We start from the raw sequence: 22,718 nt of genomic DNA, 5'->3' as shown, positions 1-22,718 counted from the left end.
TGAGCTCGCTTCTGGTCGGCCCACAAGACGCCCGATTGCCCGAAAGCCTAACTTGCTGAACGCCTTCGGGACGGCGTGAAATGGCTGCAATCAAGGGCCCGAAGCGTTTTCGATCGAAAAGCCGGCCTGGACGCGCTCCGGGGCGGCAGGGGTCTGGCCAGCGAAAACGCGTCAAAAGCGCGCGATAACGCGGCATTGGGTCGCTTGCCGTCGCAGGACTGCGCCGATATAAGCCCCCAACTCCCAATCAGTGTTTGTAAGGACGTAACTATGGCGATGGAACGCACTTTCTCGATCATCAAACCCGACGCGACCGAGCGCAATCTGACCGGCGCCGTCAACGCGTTGATCGAGAAGGCGGGTCTTCGGATCGTGGCCCAGAAGCGCATTCGCATGACGCGCGACCAGGCTGAAACCTTTTACGCGGTCCATAAGGCGCGTCCGTTCTTTGGCGAACTGGTCGACTTCATGACGTCGGGCCCGGTCGTGGTGCAGGTGTTGCAGGGCGAGGGTGCGGTGCTGAAGTATCGCGACGTAATGGGCGCCACCGATCCGTCGAAGGCGGCCGAGGGCACGATCCGCAAGGTTCACGCCAAGTCGATCGGCGAGAATTCGGTGCATGGTTCGGACGCCACGGAGACGGCCGCGATCGAAATCGCGCAGTTCTTCTCCGGCAACGAAATCGTCGGTTAATTCAAAACGAGCGGCGCGCGAGCGCCGCTCAGGACGGCCGAGCGCCGGGGGGAGCATGCTGTGAACTGGGTGCTGCAAATTTTCGATCCGGCGACGATCTCGACTTTCTTCACGCAGTTTCAGGCCGAGATGCAGCAGCCCACTTTCTGGGTCGCGCTCGGCAAGATCATGTGGATCAACATCCTGCTGTCGGGCGACAATGCGCTCGTCATCGCGATGGCGTGCCGCGGGCTGCCGCCGCGCCAGCGGTTCTGGGGCATGATCCTCGGCGCCGGCGTCGCCGTTGGGCTGCGCATCATCTTCACCGGCATCGTCGTGTCGCTGATGGCGCTGCCGTTCCTCAAGCTCGTCGGCGGCCTGGCGCTGCTCTACATCGCGGCCAAGCTGCTCGTGCCCGAAGATGAAGGTGAGGGCGACGTGCACGCGGCGGCGCATCTGTGGGCTGCCGTGCGGATCGTGGCGATCGCAGACATCGTGATGAGCCTCGACAACGTGATCGCGGTCGCAGCGGCCGCCAATGGCAGCATTCCGCTGCTGGTGATCGGCCTTGCGATCAGCGTTCCCCTGATCGTTGCCGGTGCGGCGCTGATCATGGCGCTGCTGACGCGCATGCCCGCCCTGGTGTGGGCCGGTGCAGGCCTGCTCGGCTGGGTCGCCGGCGAGGTGATGGCCACCGATCCTGCCGTCGTTCCGCATTTGCGTGCGCTTTCCGATGGGCCGATCGGCGTTTCGCTCGACCGCGTTTTCGGCCCGATCGGCTTGCACTTCGCCAATGGCGGTCATGGTGCCGAAGTGGTGTGCGGCCTGATCGGCATCGCGATCGTGCTGGTTGTGGGATCGATGTGGCGCAAGAGCGCGCAGCAAAAACACGCAGCCGAGCACGCCGCCAAGGCGGCGTGAACCAACAGCGTTTTCGAGCGAGAGCCTGCGCCGCAGCAGGCGATCCTAGTGGATGATCTGGCTCAGGAAGCTCTTCGCACGTTCGGTGCGGGGAGCGCGGAAGAACGTGTCCGGATCGCCTTCTTCCACGATGGACCCGCCATCCATGAAGATCACCCGATCAGCGACTTCGCGCGCGAACCCCATTTCGTGCGTGACGCAGACCATGGTCATTCCTTCTTGCGCGAGCTCGACCATCGTTTCGAGCACCTCCTTGACCATCTCCGGATCGAGCGCGGAAGTCGGCTCGTCGAACAGCATGATCTTTGGCTGCATGCACAGGGCTCGCGCAATGGCGACACGCTGCTGCTGACCGCCCGACAGCTGCGCCGGGTATTTGTTGGCCTGGTCATGGATCCGCACCTTCCTGAGCAGGCCGATCGCGCGGTCATGAGCGTCCAGCCTGGAAAGCCCACGAACCTTGATCGGAGCCAGCATGCAATTCTCGACGACCGAGAGATGCGGGAACAGGTTGAAGCTTTGAAACACCATCCCGACCTCGCAACGCACGCTGTTGATGTCGGCCATGCGATCGGTCAGCTCGATGCCGTCGATGACGATCCGGCCGCCATCATGCTTTTCGATATGGTTGATGCAGCGGATAAGCGTCGACTTGCCTGACCCCGAGGGTCCGCAGATGACGATCTTTTCTCCTCTTGCGACCTCGAGATTGACGTCGTTCAGCGCCGCGAAACGGCCGAACCGCTTCACCAGATGCTCGACGACGACTATCGAGGAGGGTGGGGCCGGGCGACCAGCGCTTTCCTGCAGCATTTTCGTCTCCCAAATTTGAGTTCGGCTGGTGGCTTGTTCAGGCCGCCGATCGACTATCGATGCGCCCCGGTGAATGCGTAACGCTTTCGGAGCGAGGCAACGCACTGGGAAGCCGCCGAACTGATGACGAGGTAGACCAGTGCGACAGCGAGATACATCTCGACAAGACGCCCGTTGAGTTGCGCAAGCTTCGAAGCTGCGCCGAGGAGGTCGGTAAGCGAGAGGACATAGACGAGCGAGGTGTCCTGAAACAGGATGATGGTCTGGCTCAGAATGATCGGACTAGCCGCGCGTATCACCTGCGGCAGGATCACGGACCGGTAGGTGTCGAAGGTGGATAATGCGAGCGCCTGGCACGCCTCGAACTGGCCCTTGTTCACCGCGCGCAACCCGACGCGAATGATCTCCGAGTAGTAGGCCGCCTCGAACAGACCGAACGTAATGAAGGCGGTGTAGGTGGCGCCGATCGGAATCGGACGGCCGTTTCCGCTCAGGTGCCCAAGCACGATCGGCACGAGGAAGAAGAACCAGAACAAGACCAGGATGAGCGGGATCGATCGCATCAGCGCGATGTAACCACGCACGATCTGGCTGACGACCGGTATCTCGAAGTGCTGCACCAGGGCGAAGCAGGTCCCGAGGATCAAGCCGATGAGCGAAGCCGCAGCCGTTAGCGCAAGGGAGAACAGCAATCCCGACCAGAGATAGGGCCACGCCTGCAGGATGATCGAGAAATCGAGACTGTTCATTTCACGACCTCCATGGTGGCAGGCAGTTGCACGTCGTCCGGTTGTTCCGGTCCAGCAATGTCCTTGACGGGTGCGCTGCCAGGGATGTGCAGGGCTTTGTCGATGAGCATCATCGACTGATAGGCGATCAGGGCGAGGGCGAGGTAGATGAGCGTCGCGGCACCGAAAGCCGTGAAAGTTTGAAACGTGGCCTCGCTGATCTGACGCGCCTGGGCGGTCAGCTCCATGAGGCCGATCGTCAGGGCAACCGACGTATTCTTGTAGATGCCCATCACCTCGCTGGTCAGGCTCGGCACGATGAGGCGCAGCGCTTGCGGGACGATGACGTATCGATAGGTCAGGTACCCGCCAAGGCCGAGCGCATTGGCTGCTTCGGCTTGCCCCTTCGGCAGGGCCTCGATCCCGGCGCGCACCTGTTCGGCGATGCGGGCGGCGGTATACAGGCTGAGGCAGAGCAGCGCCGGAACGAACGAGCCCCAGGGCGGTGGTATTTGCTTGATCGCGTTGCCGAGCGAACCCGGCAAGATCTCGGGAAGGACGAAGTACCAGAGGAACATCTGCACCAGAACGGGGATGTTCCGGAATATTTCGACGTATAGCCGGGCCAGTGCCGCAACGAGCCGGTTTTGGACCGTTCGGCCGATTCCAACCACGACGCCGATGGCAAACGCGATCCACCAGCCAAAGAACGCCAGCGCCAAGGTCCAACCGAGACCCGAGAGAAGCCAGTCGATGTAGCGCTGACCATCCGCCGTCTGTTCAAAAAGAACTTCGAACACCGCGAGCCTCACGATTACAGGTACATGCGACGATCATCTTGCGTGAGACCATCGCGCCTATCGCGCCTGGACTGGTCTACAGCTTAGTCTACGGCATCGCTTGGATGCGTGATCCTCTGCTTGAGGGTATCCGTCAACGGGAATGCGAGATTCTCGCTCTTCGGCGGGATCGGGCTCGTGAACCACTTCGCGTAGGTCTTCTCGAACTGGCCTGATGCCATCTGCCTGGAGAGAACGTCGTCGACGAGCGCCTTGAACCCGACATCCCCCTTCGTGAACATCAGCCCATAATAGATCTTTGCGTAGCCTTCGGGGAGGAATGCCAGCGCGTTCGGATTGGGCGCGGCGGCCTTGAGGCCGGCGAGCAGGATGTCGTCCTCCATGAAAGCTGCGGCGCGGCCGGTGTTCAGCATCAGGAACGACTCGGCGTGATCCTTCGCCTGCACGATGTTGAAGCCAAGCTGTTCCTTCGCGTTTACCGCCTGGGCGAAACCGACCGCGTTGGAGCCCTGGGTCACGACGATTGTCTTTCCCTTGAGGTCGGCGGCGCTCTTCAGCCCGCTATCGGCCTTCACCAGCCATCGCGGCTGGCTGACGAACGTCGCGACCGAAAACGACACTTGTTCCTGTCGCTTCCTGTCGTTTGCCGTTCCTCCACATTCGATGTCGACCGTGCCGCTCTGGATCAGCGGGATTCTGTTCGACGAATTCACCGGCGTGTACTTGACGGAGAGATTGGGCAGCGTGAGGTCGGTCTTGATGCGCTCGACGATTGCCGCGCAGAGATCCAGCGAGAATCCGACGGGCTTTTGATCGGCTCCGAGATAGGAGAAGGGAATAGAGGCCTCGCGGTAGCCGATCGTAACAGCGCCGCTGGACTTGATCTTGGTGAGTGTCGGGCTGTCCGCTGCGGCAGACGGCTCGACCATGGCGCCAGTCGCCAAGAGGCTCGGCAGAAGTCCCAGTACCCGCGCAAAATTCCTCATGTCCTGTGTCCTCCTCAGTGATCGAAGGTCGTCTAAGCTGCTTTGGTTGATGTCTTTCGGCCGCGCCGGCGGACAAGTTCGATCAGGCGATCGACGTCGGTGGTCGTGTTGAACATGCCGAACGAGACGCGGATGCCGTCACGTTCGGGCGAAACGCGTACGCCGCTCTCTTCGAAGTACCCGAGCCATTCGGCAGCGGGCAGATCGACGACGTAGATGTGCGGCGCGCGGTGCTGCCGGTCGCGTGGACCGACAAGGCGGATGTCGAGTTCATCCAGTTGGGCGATGAGATGGTCGCCGAGATCGAAGCAATGGTTCTGAATGTTCTGCACGCCGATCTGCTCGATCATGTCGAGCGAAGCGCCGAGCGCGTGGATTGCCGGAAGGTTGAAGTTGCCGAGTTCGAAACGCCGGGCGCTCGAGGCCGGCATCAGATTTTCCGGACGAGCTATCAGATCAGTGGGAACCGCCGCCAGGCTGGCGGCTGCCAGATAAGTTGGCTCCAGCTCGTTCACGGCCTTGTCCCAGTAGAGCAGTCCGAGCCCCTGGGGGACCAGCAAGCCCTTGTGACTTCCTGACCCGACGAAACTCGCGCGGATCGCCTTGGCATCGATCGGGACGACGCCGATCGCCTGCATGACGTCGACGATGAAATAGAGCTTCCTTTCCGCGCACAACGCGCCGATGCTTTCGATGTCGAAGCGGTGCCCGGCGTGGAAAGTCACATGCGACATCGAGATCGCGCGGGTGTTCTCGTCGATGTGGGGCAGAAAGCTTTCTGCATTCACGACTTCCGTCATCGGCAAAAAGTCGACCTGGACGCCCTTCTTTTGCAGATTGAGGAAGGCGTACGCGTTGTTGGGGTGATCGCCGTGGATCATCAGGACATTATCGCCCGCATGTAGAGGCAGGGCGTTGGCCGCGATGTTCATGCTTTCCGAGGTGTTTTTCGTAAAAGCGATCTCGTCGGCGGACACGCCCAGGAAACGCGCGACCTTGGCGCGGGTCTGCTCGACTCGATCGAGCCACACGCTTTTCGGTCCGGCCGTCTCCAGGCCCTCGCGCAGGAAGAGCTCGATCGCTGCCTTTACGGGACGTGCGAGTGGCGCCTGGAATCCCGAGTCGAGATAAACCATCCTCTCGGCGGCCGGGAATTCCTTCCGCACGGCATCGACGTCGTAGTGACGAGACATCCTTCTCTCCCGTTGAGCGCCCCGCCGGCATGGCACGCGGCCCATCGACGAAGCGAAATTCGCAGCGGCGGGAATGGCGGTCGCCGCGCGTACAACATAATTTTCATATTTATGTGGTTTTCATTCCAAAAAATGATAATTTATGTCGAGAGCAGCAGCCGGATTGGAGACTTCACATGGCCGAACAAGCCAGAAGCGATGGACCACTCGACCGCGCATTTGCCGTCGTTGGTCATGTCGCCGGGCAGACCAAAGCCGTTTCGGTCGCTGAGATCGCCCATGCGCTTTCGCTCCCACTTCCGACCGCGCATCGGCTGATCGGAAATCTGGAGGAGCGCGGCCTGCTTCAGAAGGCGCTGGGAACCAAGCGGTACGTGGTCGGCAATCAGCTGGTCACGTTGTCCGCGAAGGTCATTGGCGCCGCCTTTCGTACGGCGCGCCGTCACGCGGTGTTGCGAGCGGTCGCAGGCGAAATTGGCGAGCAATGCGAGATCGGAGTGGTACGCGACAACGTGGTCGCCTACGTGGACAGTGTGCGCGTGTCGCAACCGCAAGGCCTGCAATTCAATCCGGGCGAGGCCGCTCCAATCCACTGTACGTCGACGGGTAAGATCTACATGAGCCGTTTGCCCGAAAGGGCGCGCGAGAAGTTGTGCCGCGAGCTTGCTCTGACGAAATATACGGAAACCACCGTCGTGGATTCCGACGCGTTGCTGAGGGTTCTGGAGGAGACCCGGCACCGCGGCTGGGCCAAGACCAACGAGGAGTATGTGAAGGGCGTGGTCGGATGCGCGGTCCCCATCGTATCGCCGGATCGCGAATTGATCGCGTGCCTGGGCGTTTCCGTCCCGGTGGCGCGCGTGAGCTTCGCCGAACTGGATCGCTTTATCGCTCCGCTCCAGAAAGCGGCCGCCCGTCTTTCGGAAACGATCCTGCAAGCCGACGAGGATAATGCGAGCGTGGATCAGGCAGAAGCCTGACGCCAGGATTCACACGCTACCGCCGCACGATCGAGCCGGTGCGTCCGACCAGCCGCGCCAACTGCTTGAAGCGGCTGCCGACACGGTCGGCGACCAGATCGACCATCCGGTGCTCGAACACCAGCATCAGCTTGCGGCCCTGGCTGCGGAAATGCGTCGCGGGCAGCACACCGGTTCGTGCCGCCGAGATCAGATGCGCAACGCGGAACGCCGCGCCGAGCATTCTGGCGCGTTCGTCCATCGCCGGAGGCACCAGCTCGCGGATCCGCGCCGGCGGTTCGTTTTCCTCGCTGAGACCGGCGTAGCGGTAAAACACCGACAGCGCGACAAAGGCGCGGCCCTGGTGGCTGATCGAGCCGAAATTGCCGTTGGTGATCAGGCTCAGCGTCTCTTCGCCGCGATGGTCCGGATGCACCCGCCAGCCGATGTCGGACAGCAGGCAGGCGGCGTGGCGCAGCCGGCGTTCCTCAGGCGTTTCGCGCAGCTTGACGACCCTGACCAGACGATCGGTCCACGAGACCAGTTCTTCGGCATGGCGGGCGGAGCGCGACAACAGCTGGTTCAGCGTTTGCGCGGCGCAGATAAATCCATCGAGGGCACGCTCGGATGGCGGCAGCTTTTCGTACAACAGCCCCTCGCGCACGCCGAAGGTCGAAAACACGATGGTCTTGGGTTTGGCAACGCGAATGATGTGTTCGAGCACCAGCGCCGCATAGGTCAGCAGCGGCCGCCGCGCGTCGGAGATCATCTCGATATTGGCCAGCATGTTGGCCGCAGCCAGCCGCCGCAGCCGCTGCGCGAAGTCGAGCGCATCCGCCGCCGGGATCGAATAGCCGTGCATCACCCGCAGCGGATAGTCGCTCTGGATGATGTGGATGCGCGCCAGCGCGCGCCAGGTGCCGCCGACCGCATAGAAGGTACGGCCGTGGCCGGCCTTGAGCTGGGCGACGTCGGACAGTTCGTCGGAGACGATCCGCTCGGCGCGTTTCAGCGATTTGTCCGACAGGTCCTGCAGCGCCAGGCTTCCGAGCGGCAGCGTGACGCCGCTGCGAACGCGGTTGCGGTGCACGTCGATCAGTTCGAGCGAACCGCCGCCGAGATCGCCGACGATGCCGTCGGGATCGTGCACGCCGGAGACGACGCCGAGCGCCGACAATTTGGCCTCGCGCGGTCCCGACAGGATCTGAATGGTGGCGCCGCAGATGCGCTCGGCCTTGGCGATGAAATCGGGGCCGTTGGAGGCGTCGCGGCAGGCCGCCGTGGCGATCGCATAGACGCGGCCGACCTTCTGGATCCTGCACAACGCGCGAAACCGCCGCAGCGCGGTCAATGCCTTGGCGACGGCGTCGGTCGCCAGCAGCCCGGTGGTCTGGACCTCGCGGCCGAGCCCGCACAGCGCCTTCTCGTTGAAGATCGTGACGAGGCTGCGCGCCATCGTTTCATAGACGACGAGACGAACCGAGTTCGAACCGATATCGATGACGGCGACGCTGCTAGCGCGCTTGCGCGGCCGCTTCACCGCCAATCCCCCATATGACGCAACCCGCTAGGACGAATGCTGACGCTCATTACGGCGCGTGAGGCGGCGCGGCGAAGATTCCTTGAGAGACTTTCCACGGCCTGACAGACTCGGATTCGTCATGAAGTAGTTGTGCAGATTGAACGGCTCTTCGCCTTTCGCGGCCTTCATACGCGTTGAAGACCCGTCGGGCAACAATTGCCAGCTTTGCTCGGTATCCTTCAGGTTCGCGACCATGATCTGTTCGAGAACCTGCTGATGCACCGTAGGATTTTGCAGCGGGCAGAGCACCTCGACGCGGCGGTCCAGGTTCCGCGGCATCATGTCGGCGGACGAGATATACACAGCAGCTTTTGTGCTCGGCAGGCCTTGACCCATGCCGAAGCAGTAGATTCGGCCGTGTTCGAGGAACCGGCCGATGATGGATTTGACGCGGATGTTTTCGGAAAGTCCGGGCAGTCCGGGCCGCAGGCAGCAGATGCCGCGCACCACGAGCTCGATCGAGACGCCGGCCTGCGAGGCCTCATACAGCGCATCGATGATGTCGGGGTCGACCAGCGAGTTCATCTTCATCCAGATGGCGCCGGGCTTGCCATGGCGGATGTAACTGGTCTCGCCCTTGATGTGCTCGATGATGCGCTTGCGCAGCGTCAGCGGCGACACTGCCATGCGCTCGATGTCGCTGGGTTCGGCATAGCCGGTGATGTAGTTGAACACTCGCGCCGCATCGCGCGCGATGATCGGGTCTGAGGTGAAGTAGGACAAATCCGTATAGATCCGCGCGGTGACCGGGTGATAATTTCCGGTCCCGGTGTGCACATAGGTGGTGAGGTTGCCGCCTTCGCGGCGCACCACCATCGACAATTTGGCGTGGGTCTTCAGTTCGATGAACCCGTACACCACCTGCACGCCGGCGCGTTCGAGGTCGCGCGCCCAGCGGATATTGGCTTCCTCGTCGAACCGCGCCTTCAGTTCGATCAAGGCGGTCACCGACTTGCCGGCTTCGGCGGCTTCGGCCAGCGCGCGCACGATCGGCGAGTTGTTCGAGGTGCGGTAGAGCGTCTGCTTGATGGCGACGACGTCGGGATCTCGGGCGGCCTGTTGCAGGAATTGCACGACGACGTCGAAGGATTCGTAGGGGTGATGGACCACCAGATCCTTCTGCCGGATCGCAGCGAAGATATCGCCGCCATGGTCGCGCACGCGCTCGGGATGGCGCGGCACGTAGGGCACGAATTCGAGGTCGGGCCGATCGAGCCGCGTCAGCTGCGACAGTTCGTTCATCGCCAGCACGCCGTCGACCAGAAAGATCTCGTCGTCGGCGGTGGAAAGCGCTTGCTGCACGAAGGCGCGAAGCTCTTCCGGCATCTTGGCTTCGATTTCGAGCCGGATCACCGATCCGCGTCGCCGCCGCTTCAGCGCGGTTTCGAACAGGCGCACCAGATCCTCGGCCTCTTCCTCGATTTCCAATTCGGAGTCGCGGATGATGCGGAACGCGCCCTGGCCCTTGACGGTGTAGCCGGGGAACAGGCGGCCGATGAACAGGCCGGTGGCCTGTTCCAGCGTGATCAGGCGCACCGCGCCGTCCTTGCCCGCGGGCATGCGGATGAAGCGGTCGATCTTGCCGGGCATGCGGATCAACGCGTTCATCGGCTTGCCGTCGGCGACCCGCGCCAAATGCAGCGCGATGGTGAAGCCGAGGCTCGGGATGAATGGGAAGGGGTGCGCCGGATCGATGGCGAGCGGCGTCAGCAGCGGGAAGATGTTGTGGAGGAAATGTTCCTCGATCCAGGCCCGCTCGGGCTTGGTGACGTCGTGGCCATCGACCAGCACGATACCGGTCTCCGACAATGTGCTGCGCAGATCGCGCCAGATTGCCTGCTGGTCGGAGGCGAGTTCCGAAACCGTCTGGTTGATGCGCACGAGCTGCTCGGAGGGGGTCAGGCCATCCGGGCTGCGTTCGGCGATCCCTTCGCGGACCTGCGCCTTGATACCGGCGACACGGACCATGAAGAATTCATCAAGGTTATTGGCTGAAATCGACAGGAACCGGACCCGTTCGAGCACGGGATGGCCGGGATTGACGGCTTCCTCGAGCACCCGGCGATTGAAATGCAGCCAGGACAGCTCGCGATTGATGAATCGCTCCGGGCTGGTGGCGATCGCCGGCGGCGCTTCGGCACTTTCGTCTTTTTCTTTTATTTCAATAGCTTGTGCCGAGTCCATGAAGTTTCGATCCATCTCAGTTGGAACGCAGCGCCAGTCTAGGCGGATGCAATGCGCACCATGTGATAGTTGGATGACGTTTCGATGACATTGATGTTCCGCCGGCGGCCGCCGTCAAGGCGGCAGGGGCGTGACATGGCGCGCAGCGGCAGCAAGCGCCCGTCAGGCGTTGCGCAGCAATTCGGCCGCCAGCGCCCGCGTCACCGGCCGACCGAGCCGCAGAGCCTCGCTGTCCAAGAGGTCGATGGCCTGGCGCGCAGCCGCATAGGACCGCTCGATCCGGCTGGCGAGATAGCTCACGACCGTCTCGTCGATGCTCAGCTGCCGGTCGGCGCAGAATTTGACGATCAGGCCGCGGAACAGCAAATCGTCGGGCGGCAATAGCGGCACCGTCGGCACCGCGCGCAGCCGCGAGCGCAGATCGCGCAGCTCGACCTCGAAGGCCGATGGCGCGATCCGCGCCGTCATCAGAATCGAAGCTTCGTCTTCCCGCCCCAGATTCATCAAATGGAACATCGCGCGCTCGTCGAAATCCCCCGCTTTCAGGTCTTCGACCACCAGCGCGCCCGTCGCTAGCGCGCCGGGTACGGCGGTGGGCGTCAAAGCGTGTGCGGAAATCGAGCGGGCGCCGGCTTGCTCGGCCCATATCGCGGCGAGATGGCTCTTGCCGGAGCCTTCCGGGCCAACCAGCAGCATGATGCGGTTGGGCCAGTCGGGCCAGCTTTCGATCAGCGCCAGGCCCGCCTCATTGGCCGGCCCTTCCAGAAAATTGTCGCGGGTCAGGCTTTCGGCGTGCGGCAGCGCAAAGGCAAGCTGACGGGGTTGAACGCGAACTGCCACGCAAGTCTCCGGAACCATGACGTTTTCAAGCGAAGCGGGTACCGGTTCGCATAGCAATCAAGTATACGCAGATTGCGTCGACTTATCTGCGGTAGAAAACGCGTCAAACAAACGCTTCAGCAAGGCAGGCCTATTTGGCCTCGATCGTACCCATGTGCCGCACCCACTCCACGAGATAGAGGGAGACGGAAACCAAAGTAAAGACCGTAACAAAACCCATCAGGATCAGGTCGTATGGCGTCGGCTTGAAGTTGAAGCCGAGCGACGCCAGCACCAGGGCGGCGAACGCAACCTGCGCCACTGTGTTGAGCTTCGAGACCATCAAGGGTTTCATCGGGATAGGCTTGTCGAACAACCATGACACGATCACGGCGGTGACGATCATGATGTCGCGCGACACCACCAGGATCACGATCCACAGCGGCACCGCGCCCCAGATTCCGAGCGAGACGTAGATCGAGACCAAAAGCGCCTTGTCGGCGAGGGGATCGAGCAGGGCGCCGAGCTCGCTGGTCATATTGAAGCGCTTGGCGAGGAAACCGTCGACGGCGTCGCTGACGCCGGCGATCACGAAGATCGCGAATGCGATCTCCATCTGCCTCGAGGCGATCGCCCAGACGATAATGGGCACCAGGATGATGCGACCCAGTGTAATGATATTCGGAATATTCAACTCGGTCGCTTCCCGGCTACCGGCCTGATTACGTAACAGATCCGGCCCTTTGCGGGGCGGGTCGGTTGTTATCTACATAGTTTGTTCTGAAAGCTAATTCAAAGAGTTTCAGAACATTTCACAGAGTTGCACTAGTCGTTGATTCACAGGCACTTGTTGCATTTTTTGATTTCTTACCGTCTCATACGACCACGCTGCATCTCAACCAAAATGATGCCCCGGTGATGTCCCGGCGGTTGTCATCTGCAAGTTAGATGGAACCTAGCATGGCCCGCCAAACCCTGACAGACCGAAAAGTCCAATCGCTCAAGGCCGCCCTCAAAGGCACGCGATCGCAGACGATGGACGCGCTGGTACCGGGGTTCGGGGTTCGTGTCACCGACACCGGCGCCAAGACCTACATTTTCCAGGCCCGTTTCCCGGGCGCCGCCAATCAGGCCCGGCGCGAGATCGCCAAGGTCGATGCGATCACGCTGGAGGCGGCGCGCGACAAGGCGCGCAGCTGGGCCGTGATGATCAAGCAGGGCCTTGATCCGGCCTATGTTGAAGCGCGGGCAAGGGAGGAGCAGGCGCAGCGTCGTGCCGATACCTTTGGCAGCGTCATGAAAGATTATTTCGAGCGCAAGCTGGCCAGGCAACGATCGGGTAAGGCGATCAAAAAGCGTATCGAAAATCACCTACTTCCGATTTTCAAGGACACGCCCATTGCCGAGATCACCGACCTGGACATTCTGGCCAAGGTCGTAAACCCGCGGGTTGTTAAGACGCCCTCACAGGCGCGGCAACTGTTCAACGATTTGGGCGGGTTCTTCTCGTGGGCCGTCGATCAGCGAGTCTACGGCCTAAAGCTTTCCCCGTGCGCAACCATCAAAATATCGAAGATCGTCGGAAAGATCGTTCCGCGCCAGCGAGTTCTCAACGATGAAGAGCTGCGGGCTGCTTGGATCGCAGCTAACCGCCTGCCATATCCCGTCGGTCCCTACTATCGCGGCTTGATCTTGACCGCGTTGCGCGCCCGCGAACTTTTGAACACCGATCGCAGCGAATGGAATCTCCGCACCAACTCGTGGGAGTGGACGATCCCGGCAAGCCGGATGAAGGGAAAGCTTCACCATGTCGTCCCGGTCACGGCAGTTTTGCACGAACTGGTTTACGAGGCTTGCCCGAAGCGAGGCAGGTTCCTGTTTTCATACAGCGGCGGCGAAACGCCGATGCGGCTGAGCGAAGACATGAAAAACCAGCTCAACGCCGAAATGATCAAGGTGCTACGCGAGTTTGCGATCGAGCGGGGCGAAGATCACGAAGCCGTCGTTTTGGCGCACTTCACCAATCACGACATTAGAAGAACTGTGCGCTCGCGGCTATCCCGCATCAAGGGAATTTCTGTCGAAGTGAAAGAAGCAATGCTGGCTCACGTCAAACCGAACATCCAACGAGTCTATGACGTTTACGAATATTTCGACGAGAAGAGGGAGGCTTTGGAGCTTTGGGCGGCGAAGCTGCGGGAGATCGCGAGGCCACCTTGTCAGCCGCCGGCATATATGCCGCGGTTACGGGATGGCGCCCTTGTAACGGCATGGTCTGAGCAGCCTAAGTAGGGTTCATGCACATGAAAATTCAAAACTTAATCGAGACTAAGTATTGGGATCGAGCCCGATGCTTTCAGGACGCTTTTCGCGAATTTCTTGCACCAAGGCATGACCTTGAAGAGTGTGGCTGGTTGGCGGTCGAACTGGCTACCCGTTACTGGTTGAATCACGTTGAACCTGTGAATCGGCGACATGCACACGCCGATCTAGCCACTTTGAAGGAGTGCCTAAACTTTATCTCCGGTTCTGGCCTTTTAGAACTCGAAAATGTTCAGGCGCTTCCATACTACCAAGCTACAGCAGCCGGTTCGCCTCTGGTTGCTGGTTTACTTAGCCTAAAGGAGATTATGTCTGAAGAGGCGATCAATGAAGCCTGTTCCGATATTGAAGCAGCAATCAACGTCACGATAGACAAACGAAACATCCGCTGGGATGCGTTACAAGCCATAGAGTCGCTGCGGTGTATTTGGTGGCTGATGGGCAACAGGCCCGCGCCGTCAAAAGCGTTGAATCCATCATCAAAATTTGCAGATTTTCTGCGGGTTGGGTTTGTTTATCTCGACTTGGACGCAGATCCCGTTTCCGCCTTTAGGAGTTGGTCTACAAAGTGGCCGTACAAATTGGACCTCTAAGTGCTGGCGGCTGAGTACTATAGATCGCGCCTCTAATTAAAAGATCTATGTGATTACGCAGGCATGTCTCCTGAATGAGTATGGCGTCACCCGAAACAATCTGAAGGGTGAAGCAAATGACCATGACCGACGGCCCATTCGAACTCCCCGACATTATGCTGTCGAAGGAAGTCGAAAAGGAAGTTCGACTTTCCGCGCCAACGATTTGGCGTATGCAAAAAGTCGGCATTTTCCCGCGCTATTTCAAACTGAGCCCGAAAAAGAACGCCGCCCACCGATCGGTCATTTCCGATTGGAAACGCGACCCTGAAGGCTGGGCGAAACGCAATGCGGTAACTGCCTGTGCGTAGTTTGCGGACCTTCCACGCCAAGCCAATATTTTCGACTGACATCCAGCGTCTCGGTGGCGAAGTGACGATCCTTGCTGATCGGGATCGCACCGACGGATCGCCGCTGTTCCGGATCGAGCATGTCTCTCGTGGGCGGGATTGCCGTTGGCGATCGTCGGGCACGCCGAGTGAATCCCACGCTCAAAGCGGGGCGTTCTTCATCGCCGAATTCCTAGGAGCAAAATTGAGAAAATGATCACAGAAATCGAAAGGGCCGCCGTAGTGGGCGACCCAATCGCAATTGCGTCAGTGCCTGGAAAGCCTGAAGATATTGCCACATCAGCGGAGCAAATTCAACAGCGGCGACTTGCCCGTTTATTTTTCTTGCCGCCGGAGACCGCGGCGACCGTTGCACGCCTCGCTTATGGGGCCGCCGCTCCATGAATTATCACCGATCAATTTACTCTGAAGGCGTTGATAGCGCGCTGCGAACGATCATGAGTGCGGAGGCGGGGAAGGAATCCGTCGTGTTCGCGCAGTGCTGCCGGGACGGTATGGCGGCTGCGCTTGGTGGCGGATTGAACAAAGCCGACATAGGCGATCGATTTCAGAGCGCCGGCGAAGCACTTGGTCTGGACGATAGTTTCATTACGAATTGCCTCGCCGCAGCGATCCAGTCGGCCGAGGCCAAAACTGATGGTGTCGCCGCCGGACACGTTCGCACCAACCTGAGCGACAAACCCGCGACAAATAACAAGCACAGTTCCGGCGGCCTGAACGTCATCAGGATGAGTGACATAACGCCGATCTCAATCGAATATCTCTGGCCTAACCGGCTGGCGCGCGGAAAGGCTCACGGTCTGGCAGGCGAGGGCGGGCAGGGCAAAAGCACCATATTGGCCGATCTTACTGCTAGGGCGACCACCGGTGACATCTGGCCGGACGGTGCCGCCGGTGCCGAAGCTGGGGATGTAATCTGGCTCAGTTCCGAAGACGATGTGGCCGACACCCTTGCTCCACGGCTGATCGCTGCTGGCGCCGACATGACTCGGGTATTTGTTATCCGATCAGTTAGCGACGAGCAGCAACGTCACCGAGGCTTCAGCCTGCAGGCTGATCTTCACCGACTTGAAGAACTGATCGACCAGTTGCCGAATGTGATCTTGGTGATCCTCGACCCGATCACAAGCTACCTCGGGACCGTCGACAGCCATAAGAACGCAGACGTTCGCGGTGTTCTGGACCCGCTGAACGACTTCGCATCCAGGACTCGGGTTGTCGTGGTCGCAAACAATCATTTTTCGAAGGGGGCCGGTACGGCTAACTCCCGCTTTATCGGCTCTGTCGCCTTCGTCAACGCCGCGCGGGCGGCTTTCATCGTTACATCGGACGAGGCGGACGAAACCCGAAAGTTGCTGATTCCGTCGAAGTCAAACATTGGCCCGTTGGGAACCGGGATGGCTTACCGGATCGAGGGTTGCCAGATCCAGCATGATGGCAAATCGATATCGACCAGCCGCGTGATGTACGAGAGCGCGCCGGTGACCATCTCCGCCGACAAGGCGCTTGCCGCACTGCTGGGTGGCGAGTCCGCTCGATCGGCTAAGGATGAGGCCAGCGACTTCCTGGAGGACCTGCTCGCCGCCGGGCCGGTGCCCGCAAAGGAAGTCCAGGCCGCCGCCCGGGAGGCCGGTATCAGCACCAAGAGCCTCAGGACAGCCAAGGACGCTCTCGGGATCAAACCGGAGAAGTCAGGAATGAAGGGCGGCTGGGTTTGGTCGCTCCGAAGATGCCCCTCGCACACCGAAGGTGTCCTTTCCTGGGAAGGGACGTCTTCGGCATCGGAGGGACATCTTCGGCTAGTAGTTCCCGATGCAGAGGGTGGCGCATGAGCGTCACCGACCCGCCGGAATCCAAAACACGCCCGGCGGCTAAGACCGTCGCAGAGCGGGTAGGCGCATTCAGGGCGCGCAAAAAGGCCGGGAAAGTTCTGGTCAAGCTCGAGGTCGCGCCGGCCGACGCCGACAATCTGTCCGATCTAGGTTTTCTGGAAGGGTGGTCGATTGAGCGGCCAGATCCTCGGGATCTCGCGGTAGCGATTGCGGCCGCGCTAGTCCTCCGCAAAAAGTTAGGTCTGTAACGACGTTACGAGTTCGGCCGGCTTCGGATGATAGCTTCTCTTGCATGCTTCACCTCCCACTAGAAGGGACGCACTTCGTGAACTTGGTTTCGACAATCCGGGCGATGATTCCCAACGCCGGGCCCCAGCGATCTGAAGTCGCCGCGATAGTCGCAGGCGTACAAAAGCACCCGGCGTTGATCGAGGCGGAGCGCGCCTTTTTCGAAATTGTTGCAGCACGGCTGCCGCTGGCAAAACGGCGTGCCGAAATCTTCGAGAGGCTGCACGTTCAGTCGCCGAACAGGACTGTTTTCAAAGCAGAAGAAGATGCCCTACGACAAGAGCAGTCCGATATCGATCTGCGTGTTGCTGATCTCAACGCTCGCGCCGCCAAACTCCGCCGGGAGATCGATCGTTTGATGCCAGATCACGGGCGGGCGGTCGCCGCTGCGCTCGCAAGCGTTCGGAGGCGGGCTGCCGAAAATCTCTTAGACTCGATCGTTGCTCTCGACGCGGCAATCTCGGAAATCGGAGAGACATCAAAAGCGCTCTCGTTGGTTGGGGTAAATGTTACGTCCGCCTCTCCTCTGGCGTTCACCAAGGCGTACAAAACTTTAGCCGAGAAAATATTGAGGGAAGAGGCGCGCAATGGCTGAGAGGATGTACGTACTTCGCGGCAAGTCATTTACAGCGTCGCAAGTGGCGGAGCTTGATGACGTGACCGCGGAGGAAAAGCGACAATTTGCACTCCAGGCCGGGCTCTCGGATCAGCGGTTGAAAGAGATTGAGGCTCTCATGGCTGCGATGGCGACGCCGATCCGTGACTTTGTCGAAAAATCAATGCGACCGGGGATCGATCGCTTAATCAAGCTTGAGCAAATCGCCGCAGATATCCAGCAGCGTCCCACTCTAAAATATTTGGGCATTTGGTCTGCCGAAAAATCCTATGAGCCGGGAACGTTCGTCACTCATTCGGGATCGATTTGGTACACCGACGTGAAATCAGTCGGCGTACGGCCGGGTGAGGGCGCAAACGTAATTTGGAAGTTAGCCGTAAAGCGCGGGGGTTCGAAATGACGATCGATCATGCGACCAAGAACGTTGATGAGGTTATCTCGAGAGCCAAGGACTCTGCATTGCGGATCATCAAGGAAACCGAACGGCGTTTCGTTGACAGCGTCACGGCCCGCGGTGCCATGACTACCGAACAAGCTTTAGACATTCTGAACGAACAGCGCGCAGCGGCGCTAGATGATCTCGACGAAGCAATGAAACGTCTGCGCGCATGGCTTTTGCGCGGTGGCGTCGATACTCACTAAACGAGCGGGACCATGTACACTGGCACAATCAAGGTTTGGAACGACGATCGGGGCTTCGGCTTCATTCAGCGCGACGACGGGCCTGATGTATTCATGCACGTTAAATTTCTCGCCGGCACGTTTCGACCGGCACCTGGCCAGCGCGTTGCATTCGACATCGTGCCCGATCAGCGAAGCAGCCGCGAACGCGCGGACGGGATCAGGCTCGCCTGATGGGCCCATGTCTGCATGATAAATGCTTGGTGGATGAATGACGGGTACAGTTACCAGCAAGCGGAGCGCGGCGGCCGAAGGCTGGCGCCGGTGGTACTTCACCACGCGCTGGCGCGCCATACGCGCCGCTCAGCTGAAAGCGCAACCGTTCTGTGTTTACTGTGCCAACGCCGGACAACAAGTGCGTGCGACCATTTGTGATCACCTAGAGCGCCATGAGGGAAACGAAACCATGTTCTGGGGCGGCCCTTTTCAGAGCTTGTGCAAGCCCCACCACGATGCATCGAAGCAGCGGGAAGAAAAGCGAGGCTTTGCATCGGCCGTTGGCTCTGATGGCTGGCCTACGGATCCGCGTCATCCGTCGTTCGGCTCCGCCCGGCACCGGGGGGGAGGGTAATTCTCTGATAACACTGGGGAAAATAACCGCTAGGGGCGGTTCATACGCGCAGTCGCGTTTCTGAAAGGAAATAGTTGAAGGGACGGAAGCCAGCACCTAGCCACCTGAAGCTCGTCCGGGGAAACCCGGGTCGGAGGCCGTTGAGCGCTGCCGAACCCAAGGTGAGGCGAGCCCGGCCATCGGCGCCGGAGCACATGAGCGACCGCGGTCGCGAAGCGTGGGGGTATGTGTCGGGCCTCTTAGACCGCATGGGCATCCTGTCCGAAGTAGATGCCGTAGCGCTTGAACTGCTCTGCGAGGCCTATGCGGACTACCTGGCCGCGCGCGCTGAGCTCAAAGCATTCGGATCCGAGACTTACGCGACCGAAACAGCCAGCGGCGACAAAATGTACCGATCTCACCCTGCAGTCGCGCAGCGAAACGACGCCGATCGCCGAATCCGCGGCTGGCTGGCGGAATTTGGAATGACACCCTCAGCACGAACTCGAGTTAAGGCCGATGGCCAAAGCGAAAAAGACGACCCAGCCGCCGCGTATTTCTGATCCCGCCACGCGATATGCGCGTGACGTGGTCGACGGAAAAATCGTGGCCGGCCCTCATGTCCGAGCGGCTTGCCGCCGGCATCTCCACGACCTAGAGACCGCAGAAGAGCGCGGCCTTTTCTGGGACGTGAAGGCGGTCAGGCGGGTTGTGGGATACTTCCGCGACGTGCTTACGGTCGAAATTGAGGAGCGCGATGACGAGGGCGTTGTTACAAGCCGTGCCGTTCCATTTGTTCTGGCTCCATGGCAGTGCTTTATCGCTGGGTCGTTGTTCGGCTGGAAAAAGGGTGGCCTTCGCAGATTCCGCCGCGCTTATCTTGAGGCGGGGAAGGGCTGCGGCAAGTCGCCTCTAGCTGCTGGAATCGGCCACTACATGTTAACCGCGACAGGTAAACTGCGCGCCGAAGTCTATAGCGCTGCGACCGACAAAGACCAGGCCGCCATTCTCTTCCGAGACGCCGTAGCGATGTGGGAGAGATCACCCCAATTGCACGGCCGGCTGGTTCCCTCCGGCGTCAATCCGGTCTGGCAACTAACCGACGTTACCAAATCCTCGTTTTTCAAACCGATCTCGTCGGACAAAAAAGGAAAATCGGGCATTCGTCCTTATTGTGCTTTAATCGATGAAATCCACGAACACCCCGACAATTCGGTCATTGAAATGCTACGCGCGGGCACGAAGGGCAATCAGGACGCGTTGATTTTGGAGATCACCAACAGTGGTTTCGATCCGAAATCTGTCTGCTTCGCGGAGCATGAATTCTCGATCCGTGTCGCAAATGGCGACGTCGAAAACGACGCATGGTTTGCCTACGTCTGCGCAATGGATCCGGAAGATGACGTATTCAACGATGAAACTTGCTGGATCAAGGCTAACCCCAATCTCGGAGTAACGATCAAGCCTCAATTCATTCGCGAGCAAGTCGCTGAGGCTGTTGGCATGCCGAGCAAAGAGGCAATGGTGCGGCGCCTCCATTTCTGCGAATGGACCGATAGCGCTACGGCTGCATTCTCGCGAGCCGCGCTTGAAGTCGTGTTCGGTGACGTGGACGCTGATGCGTTGACGGAAAGCGGCTATCCTTGCTTCGGAGGGCTCGACCTTTCGAGAGCAAACGATCTGACGGCGTTCACGCTGACGTGGCTGCTCGAAAAGACCGTCGATAAATGGCGGTTTGCTTCGCGCACATGGTTTTGGACTCCGAAAGACACGCTTCACGATCGCGCGAAAATAGATCGAGCTCCGTACCCGCTATGGGTAGAAAGACAATTCATGGAAGCGGTGCCAGGTCGGCGGATCGGTTACGGCTGGGTCTCGGACGCGCTCGGCGCTATCTGCGCCAAGTACCAGCCCGTTTGCATCGGTTGTGACCAATATGGGCTTGAGAACCTGCGAGAGCAGCTGACCGAGCGAGGGCTATCGCTGCCGTGTGTGGTCCATCCGCAGGGGTTTCAAAAGCGAGTGGTTTCGGAAACGAAGGGAAAGACCGAGACCGGCGCCGATGAGGTGTATTTGTGGATGCCAGACTCTATCAATAAGCTCGAGGCGGCGGTAATCGAAGAGCGAATTGTGATTCATGACAATCCGGCGATGAAGATGTGCATGTCCGCCGTGATATATGAAACGAACCGTACCAGCCATCGCATGTTTGCCAAAGACAAGTCGACCAATCGCATCGATGGCGCTGTAAGTTTGGCAATGTCGATCGGCATGGCCACCTGTTCCGGTGGCGAGAAACGTAAACCAACCTACGATCTATTTTTCGCTTAGAGGAAAACGGCGATGGAAAGGGTGTATTCAGACTTGGAAATCGCGGAACATTATGATCAACAGGCGGAAAAATGCTTTGCCCATGCGCTAACGCTGGACAAAACGTGTCCCGAGGGAGCCTTCCAGACGCGCGACTACGCGCAGCATTGCGTCACCATGGCCGAATTATTGCGGCTTAGGCACTCAGATGCGGTCGCCGAGCGTCGGTCATGATTTTAGAACTCACACTAAAGGGCGCAGTTGGCCCGGATAAACCGATATCAGTGCGGGCTGTTCGTGAAAAGCTGGCCACCGCGGGACCCTATAGTGGGCTGAGCATTGATAACATTTCGACCGGCGGAAGCGCGGAGGAAGGTTTCGCAATTTACACTCTGCTAAGGGCACTACCCGTTCCGATCGTAGCGACGGCAACCGCCGAGTGTTTTTCATCAGCGTTGTTGATCTATATGGCAGCGGGGTTGCGCAGGGCGAAGGTGGGCGCGGAATTTCTGCTGCACCCGACGCACCGCGATCGGGCCGATCTACCAGAGCAGGTGACCGCGGATATCCTGCGATCTTACGCTGATGGCCTTGCGCGGATCGATGATCGGACAATCGACGTTTTTGCAGATAGAACGGGATATTCGAGATCGTTTCTGGAGAGCGAGAAGGCGACGGAAGATACCCTGGGCAACACCGCCGCAGTCGAAACCGGAATCGTCCATGAGTTCGAGGGCCTCACGCCGAGCTGCGACCCAAGTTGGCCTGATACCAAAACCTGTTTTTGCCATCGTACATGACGTCGCAGAATTACTATCAGGCCTGCAGGTACGCGGCGTTCTTCGACAAATTGCGAAATGGTGAACGTGTTCAGCATTTGCAGGTCCACAAAGAGACATTGATCGCGGCCGCACCGCGCTTGGCTGTGGTGGCGACTACGTGATTGGATCATAACGATGTGCAATAGACCGAAACCCGACCCCGATCCGCATGCACCGACGCCGGTTCGAATGAAATTAATCAGGATGGCTTGCCGCGTGGCGAGGGCTGGTCGATCCCCTCTAAGGACTTGTACAATTCAGCGATTAGATTCAGCGCCACTTGTTTGGGCATCACAAGCGGAAGGTGAAATCCAAGGCACGTCACCTCAATCGCACATTCGCCCATCACTGGCTCAAGTGAGTGTGCACCCGAAACGGTAAGAGCTTGCCCAACTACCGATGTTTCACTGGCTGATTTATCGAGGTCTTGGACCGCCTTATGCAGCAGGACGGCGAGGACTGGGGCGCTAGCAGGCGGGAAGCGGACGTATAAATCCTTCTCTTCCTCATTCGGGTCGCCATGAAATCCGATCATGATGTCCCTGCGCTTTTTGTCGTTCACAACGTCAATGGCGCCAATGGACGCATACTCCATGGCCTGTCTAGCAGTATCGCTGCTCATGCCGACCTCTTTCCGTTCAAAACGGTGAATACTGATC

26 protein-coding genes are annotated in these 22,718 nt (G+C 59.7%); 16 read left to right on the top strand and 10 right to left on the bottom strand.

Translation table 11 applies throughout. The annotated features are described in order from the left end of the window. The first annotated feature begins 270 nt into the window (after positions 1-270). Positions 271-693 (top strand): nucleoside-diphosphate kinase, encoded by a 423-nt coding sequence (gene ndk, locus JQ575_RS30070; RefSeq protein WP_192740707.1) that lies wholly within the window; start codon positions 271-273, stop codon positions 691-693. A 60-nt stretch (positions 694-753) separates the two neighbouring features. Beyond that, positions 754-1,593, top strand: coding sequence for a TerC family protein (locus JQ575_RS30065; RefSeq protein WP_212036811.1), 840 nt, complete (start codon positions 754-756; stop codon positions 1,591-1,593). Between the two features lie 45 nt (positions 1,594-1,638). On the opposite strand, the gene JQ575_RS30060 is transcribed toward JQ575_RS30065, so the two are convergent. The 5 genes from JQ575_RS30060 to JQ575_RS30040 form a co-directional block, all read right to left on the bottom strand. Next, the gene (locus tag JQ575_RS30060; RefSeq protein ID WP_249166980.1) at positions 1,639-2,406 is read right to left on the bottom strand and encodes an amino acid ABC transporter ATP-binding protein; all 768 of its coding nucleotides are present in this window, start codon (positions 2,404-2,406) and stop codon (positions 1,639-1,641) included. Between the two features lie 53 nt (positions 2,407-2,459). Further along, positions 2,460-3,155: an amino acid ABC transporter permease gene (locus JQ575_RS30055; protein ID WP_212036810.1), complete on the bottom strand. Its 696-nt coding sequence runs from the start codon at positions 3,153-3,155 to the stop codon at positions 2,460-2,462. Further along, complete coding sequence (locus JQ575_RS30050) at positions 3,152-3,934, bottom strand: amino acid ABC transporter permease (RefSeq protein ID WP_212036848.1); 783 nt, start codon at positions 3,932-3,934, stop codon at positions 3,152-3,154. The genes JQ575_RS30055 and JQ575_RS30050 overlap by 4 nt, the downstream gene beginning before the upstream one ends. Positions 3,935-4,017: 83 nt before the next feature. Then, complete coding sequence (locus tag JQ575_RS30045) at positions 4,018-4,920, bottom strand: transporter substrate-binding domain-containing protein (RefSeq protein ID WP_212036809.1); 903 nt, start codon at positions 4,918-4,920, stop codon at positions 4,018-4,020. A 32-nt stretch (positions 4,921-4,952) separates the two neighbouring features. Then, positions 4,953-6,113 (bottom strand): aminotransferase class V-fold PLP-dependent enzyme, encoded by a 1,161-nt coding sequence (locus JQ575_RS30040; protein ID WP_212036808.1) that lies wholly within the window; start codon positions 6,111-6,113, stop codon positions 4,953-4,955. 176 nt (positions 6,114-6,289) lie between these two features. Between JQ575_RS30040 and JQ575_RS30035 the strand changes: the two genes are divergently transcribed. Further along, positions 6,290-7,093 carry an IclR family transcriptional regulator gene (locus tag JQ575_RS30035; RefSeq protein WP_212036807.1) on the top strand — a complete coding sequence of 268 codons (804 nt, stop codon included), beginning with the start codon at positions 6,290-6,292 and terminating at the stop codon, positions 7,091-7,093. A 16-nt stretch (positions 7,094-7,109) separates the two neighbouring features. Here JQ575_RS30035 and ppx read toward each other — a convergent pair whose 3' ends face one another. From ppx to JQ575_RS30015, 4 genes are all read right to left on the bottom strand, one after another. Continuing rightward, positions 7,110-8,612, bottom strand: coding sequence for an exopolyphosphatase (gene ppx / locus JQ575_RS30030; RefSeq protein ID WP_212036806.1), 1,503 nt, complete (start codon positions 8,610-8,612; stop codon positions 7,110-7,112). 27 nt (positions 8,613-8,639) lie between these two features. Next, the gene (locus JQ575_RS30025; protein ID WP_212036805.1) at positions 8,640-10,838 is read right to left on the bottom strand and encodes an RNA degradosome polyphosphate kinase; all 2,199 of its coding nucleotides are present in this window, start codon (positions 10,836-10,838) and stop codon (positions 8,640-8,642) included. Positions 10,839-11,000: 162 nt separating this feature from the next. Continuing rightward, positions 11,001-11,678, bottom strand: a complete 678-nt coding sequence (locus tag JQ575_RS30020; protein WP_212036804.1) for a chromosomal replication initiator DnaA — start codon at positions 11,676-11,678, stop codon at positions 11,001-11,003. A 130-nt stretch (positions 11,679-11,808) separates the two neighbouring features. Then, positions 11,809-12,351: a CDP-alcohol phosphatidyltransferase family protein gene (locus tag JQ575_RS30015; RefSeq protein WP_212036803.1), complete on the bottom strand. Its 543-nt coding sequence runs from the start codon at positions 12,349-12,351 to the stop codon at positions 11,809-11,811. 266 nt (positions 12,352-12,617) lie between these two features. Between JQ575_RS30015 and JQ575_RS30010 the strand changes: the two genes are divergently transcribed. The 13 genes from JQ575_RS30010 to JQ575_RS29950 all read left to right on the top strand — a co-directional run bounded on the left by JQ575_RS30010 (position 12,618) and on the right by JQ575_RS29950 (position 22,038). Beyond that, complete coding sequence (locus tag JQ575_RS30010; protein ID WP_212036802.1) at positions 12,618-13,949, top strand: site-specific integrase; 1,332 nt, start codon at positions 12,618-12,620, stop codon at positions 13,947-13,949. 11 nt (positions 13,950-13,960) lie between these two features. Then, a complete protein-coding gene (locus JQ575_RS30005) occupies positions 13,961-14,572 on the top strand; it encodes a hypothetical protein (protein WP_212036801.1) in 612 nt (203 codons plus the stop codon). 116 nt (positions 14,573-14,688) lie between these two features. Then, positions 14,689-14,922, top strand: coding sequence for an AlpA family transcriptional regulator (locus JQ575_RS30000; RefSeq protein WP_212036800.1), 234 nt, complete (start codon positions 14,689-14,691; stop codon positions 14,920-14,922). Positions 14,923-15,341: 419 nt separating this feature from the next. After that, positions 15,342-16,793: an AAA family ATPase gene (locus tag JQ575_RS29995; RefSeq protein ID WP_212036799.1), complete on the top strand. Its 1,452-nt coding sequence runs from the start codon at positions 15,342-15,344 to the stop codon at positions 16,791-16,793. Continuing rightward, complete coding sequence (locus JQ575_RS29990) at positions 16,790-17,041, top strand: hypothetical protein (RefSeq protein WP_212036798.1); 252 nt, start codon at positions 16,790-16,792, stop codon at positions 17,039-17,041. Before JQ575_RS29995 ends, JQ575_RS29990 begins: the two co-directional genes overlap by 4 nt. A 77-nt stretch (positions 17,042-17,118) precedes the next feature. Beyond that, the gene (locus JQ575_RS29985) at positions 17,119-17,676 is read left to right on the top strand and encodes a hypothetical protein (protein WP_212036797.1); all 558 of its coding nucleotides are present in this window, start codon (positions 17,119-17,121) and stop codon (positions 17,674-17,676) included. After that, positions 17,669-18,097, top strand: a complete 429-nt coding sequence (locus tag JQ575_RS29980; RefSeq protein WP_249166977.1) for a hypothetical protein — start codon at positions 17,669-17,671, stop codon at positions 18,095-18,097. The genes JQ575_RS29985 and JQ575_RS29980 overlap by 8 nt, the downstream gene beginning before the upstream one ends. Next, positions 18,094-18,339: a hypothetical protein gene (locus JQ575_RS29975; protein ID WP_212036796.1), complete on the top strand. Its 246-nt coding sequence runs from the start codon at positions 18,094-18,096 to the stop codon at positions 18,337-18,339. The genes JQ575_RS29980 and JQ575_RS29975 overlap by 4 nt, the downstream gene beginning before the upstream one ends. A 12-nt stretch (positions 18,340-18,351) precedes the next feature. Next, complete coding sequence (locus JQ575_RS29970) at positions 18,352-18,552, top strand: cold-shock protein (RefSeq protein ID WP_212036795.1); 201 nt, start codon at positions 18,352-18,354, stop codon at positions 18,550-18,552. A 591-nt stretch (positions 18,553-19,143) separates the two neighbouring features. Further along, the gene (locus JQ575_RS29965; RefSeq protein WP_212036794.1) at positions 19,144-19,491 is read left to right on the top strand and encodes a phage terminase small subunit P27 family; all 348 of its coding nucleotides are present in this window, start codon (positions 19,144-19,146) and stop codon (positions 19,489-19,491) included. Then, positions 19,448-21,259, top strand: coding sequence for a terminase large subunit (locus tag JQ575_RS29960; protein ID WP_212036793.1), 1,812 nt, complete (start codon positions 19,448-19,450; stop codon positions 21,257-21,259). Before JQ575_RS29965 ends, JQ575_RS29960 begins: the two co-directional genes overlap by 44 nt. Before the next feature lie 12 nt (positions 21,260-21,271). Further along, positions 21,272-21,472 (top strand): hypothetical protein, encoded by a 201-nt coding sequence (locus JQ575_RS29955; RefSeq protein ID WP_212036792.1) that lies wholly within the window; start codon positions 21,272-21,274, stop codon positions 21,470-21,472. After that, complete coding sequence (locus tag JQ575_RS29950; RefSeq protein ID WP_212036791.1) at positions 21,469-22,038, top strand: ATP-dependent Clp protease proteolytic subunit; 570 nt, start codon at positions 21,469-21,471, stop codon at positions 22,036-22,038. Before JQ575_RS29955 ends, JQ575_RS29950 begins: the two co-directional genes overlap by 4 nt. 220 nt (positions 22,039-22,258) lie before the next feature. On the opposite strand, the gene JQ575_RS29945 is transcribed toward JQ575_RS29950, so the two are convergent. Continuing rightward, positions 22,259-22,681, bottom strand: a complete 423-nt coding sequence (locus tag JQ575_RS29945) for a hypothetical protein (RefSeq protein ID WP_212036790.1) — start codon at positions 22,679-22,681, stop codon at positions 22,259-22,261. Positions 22,682-22,718 lie beyond the last annotated feature (37 nt).

Source organism: Bradyrhizobium sp. JYMT SZCCT0428 (assembly GCF_018131075.1).
Taxonomy (GTDB): Bacteria; Pseudomonadota; Alphaproteobacteria; order Rhizobiales; family Xanthobacteraceae; genus Bradyrhizobium.
This window is presented reverse-complemented; position numbering and strand designations above follow the sequence as displayed.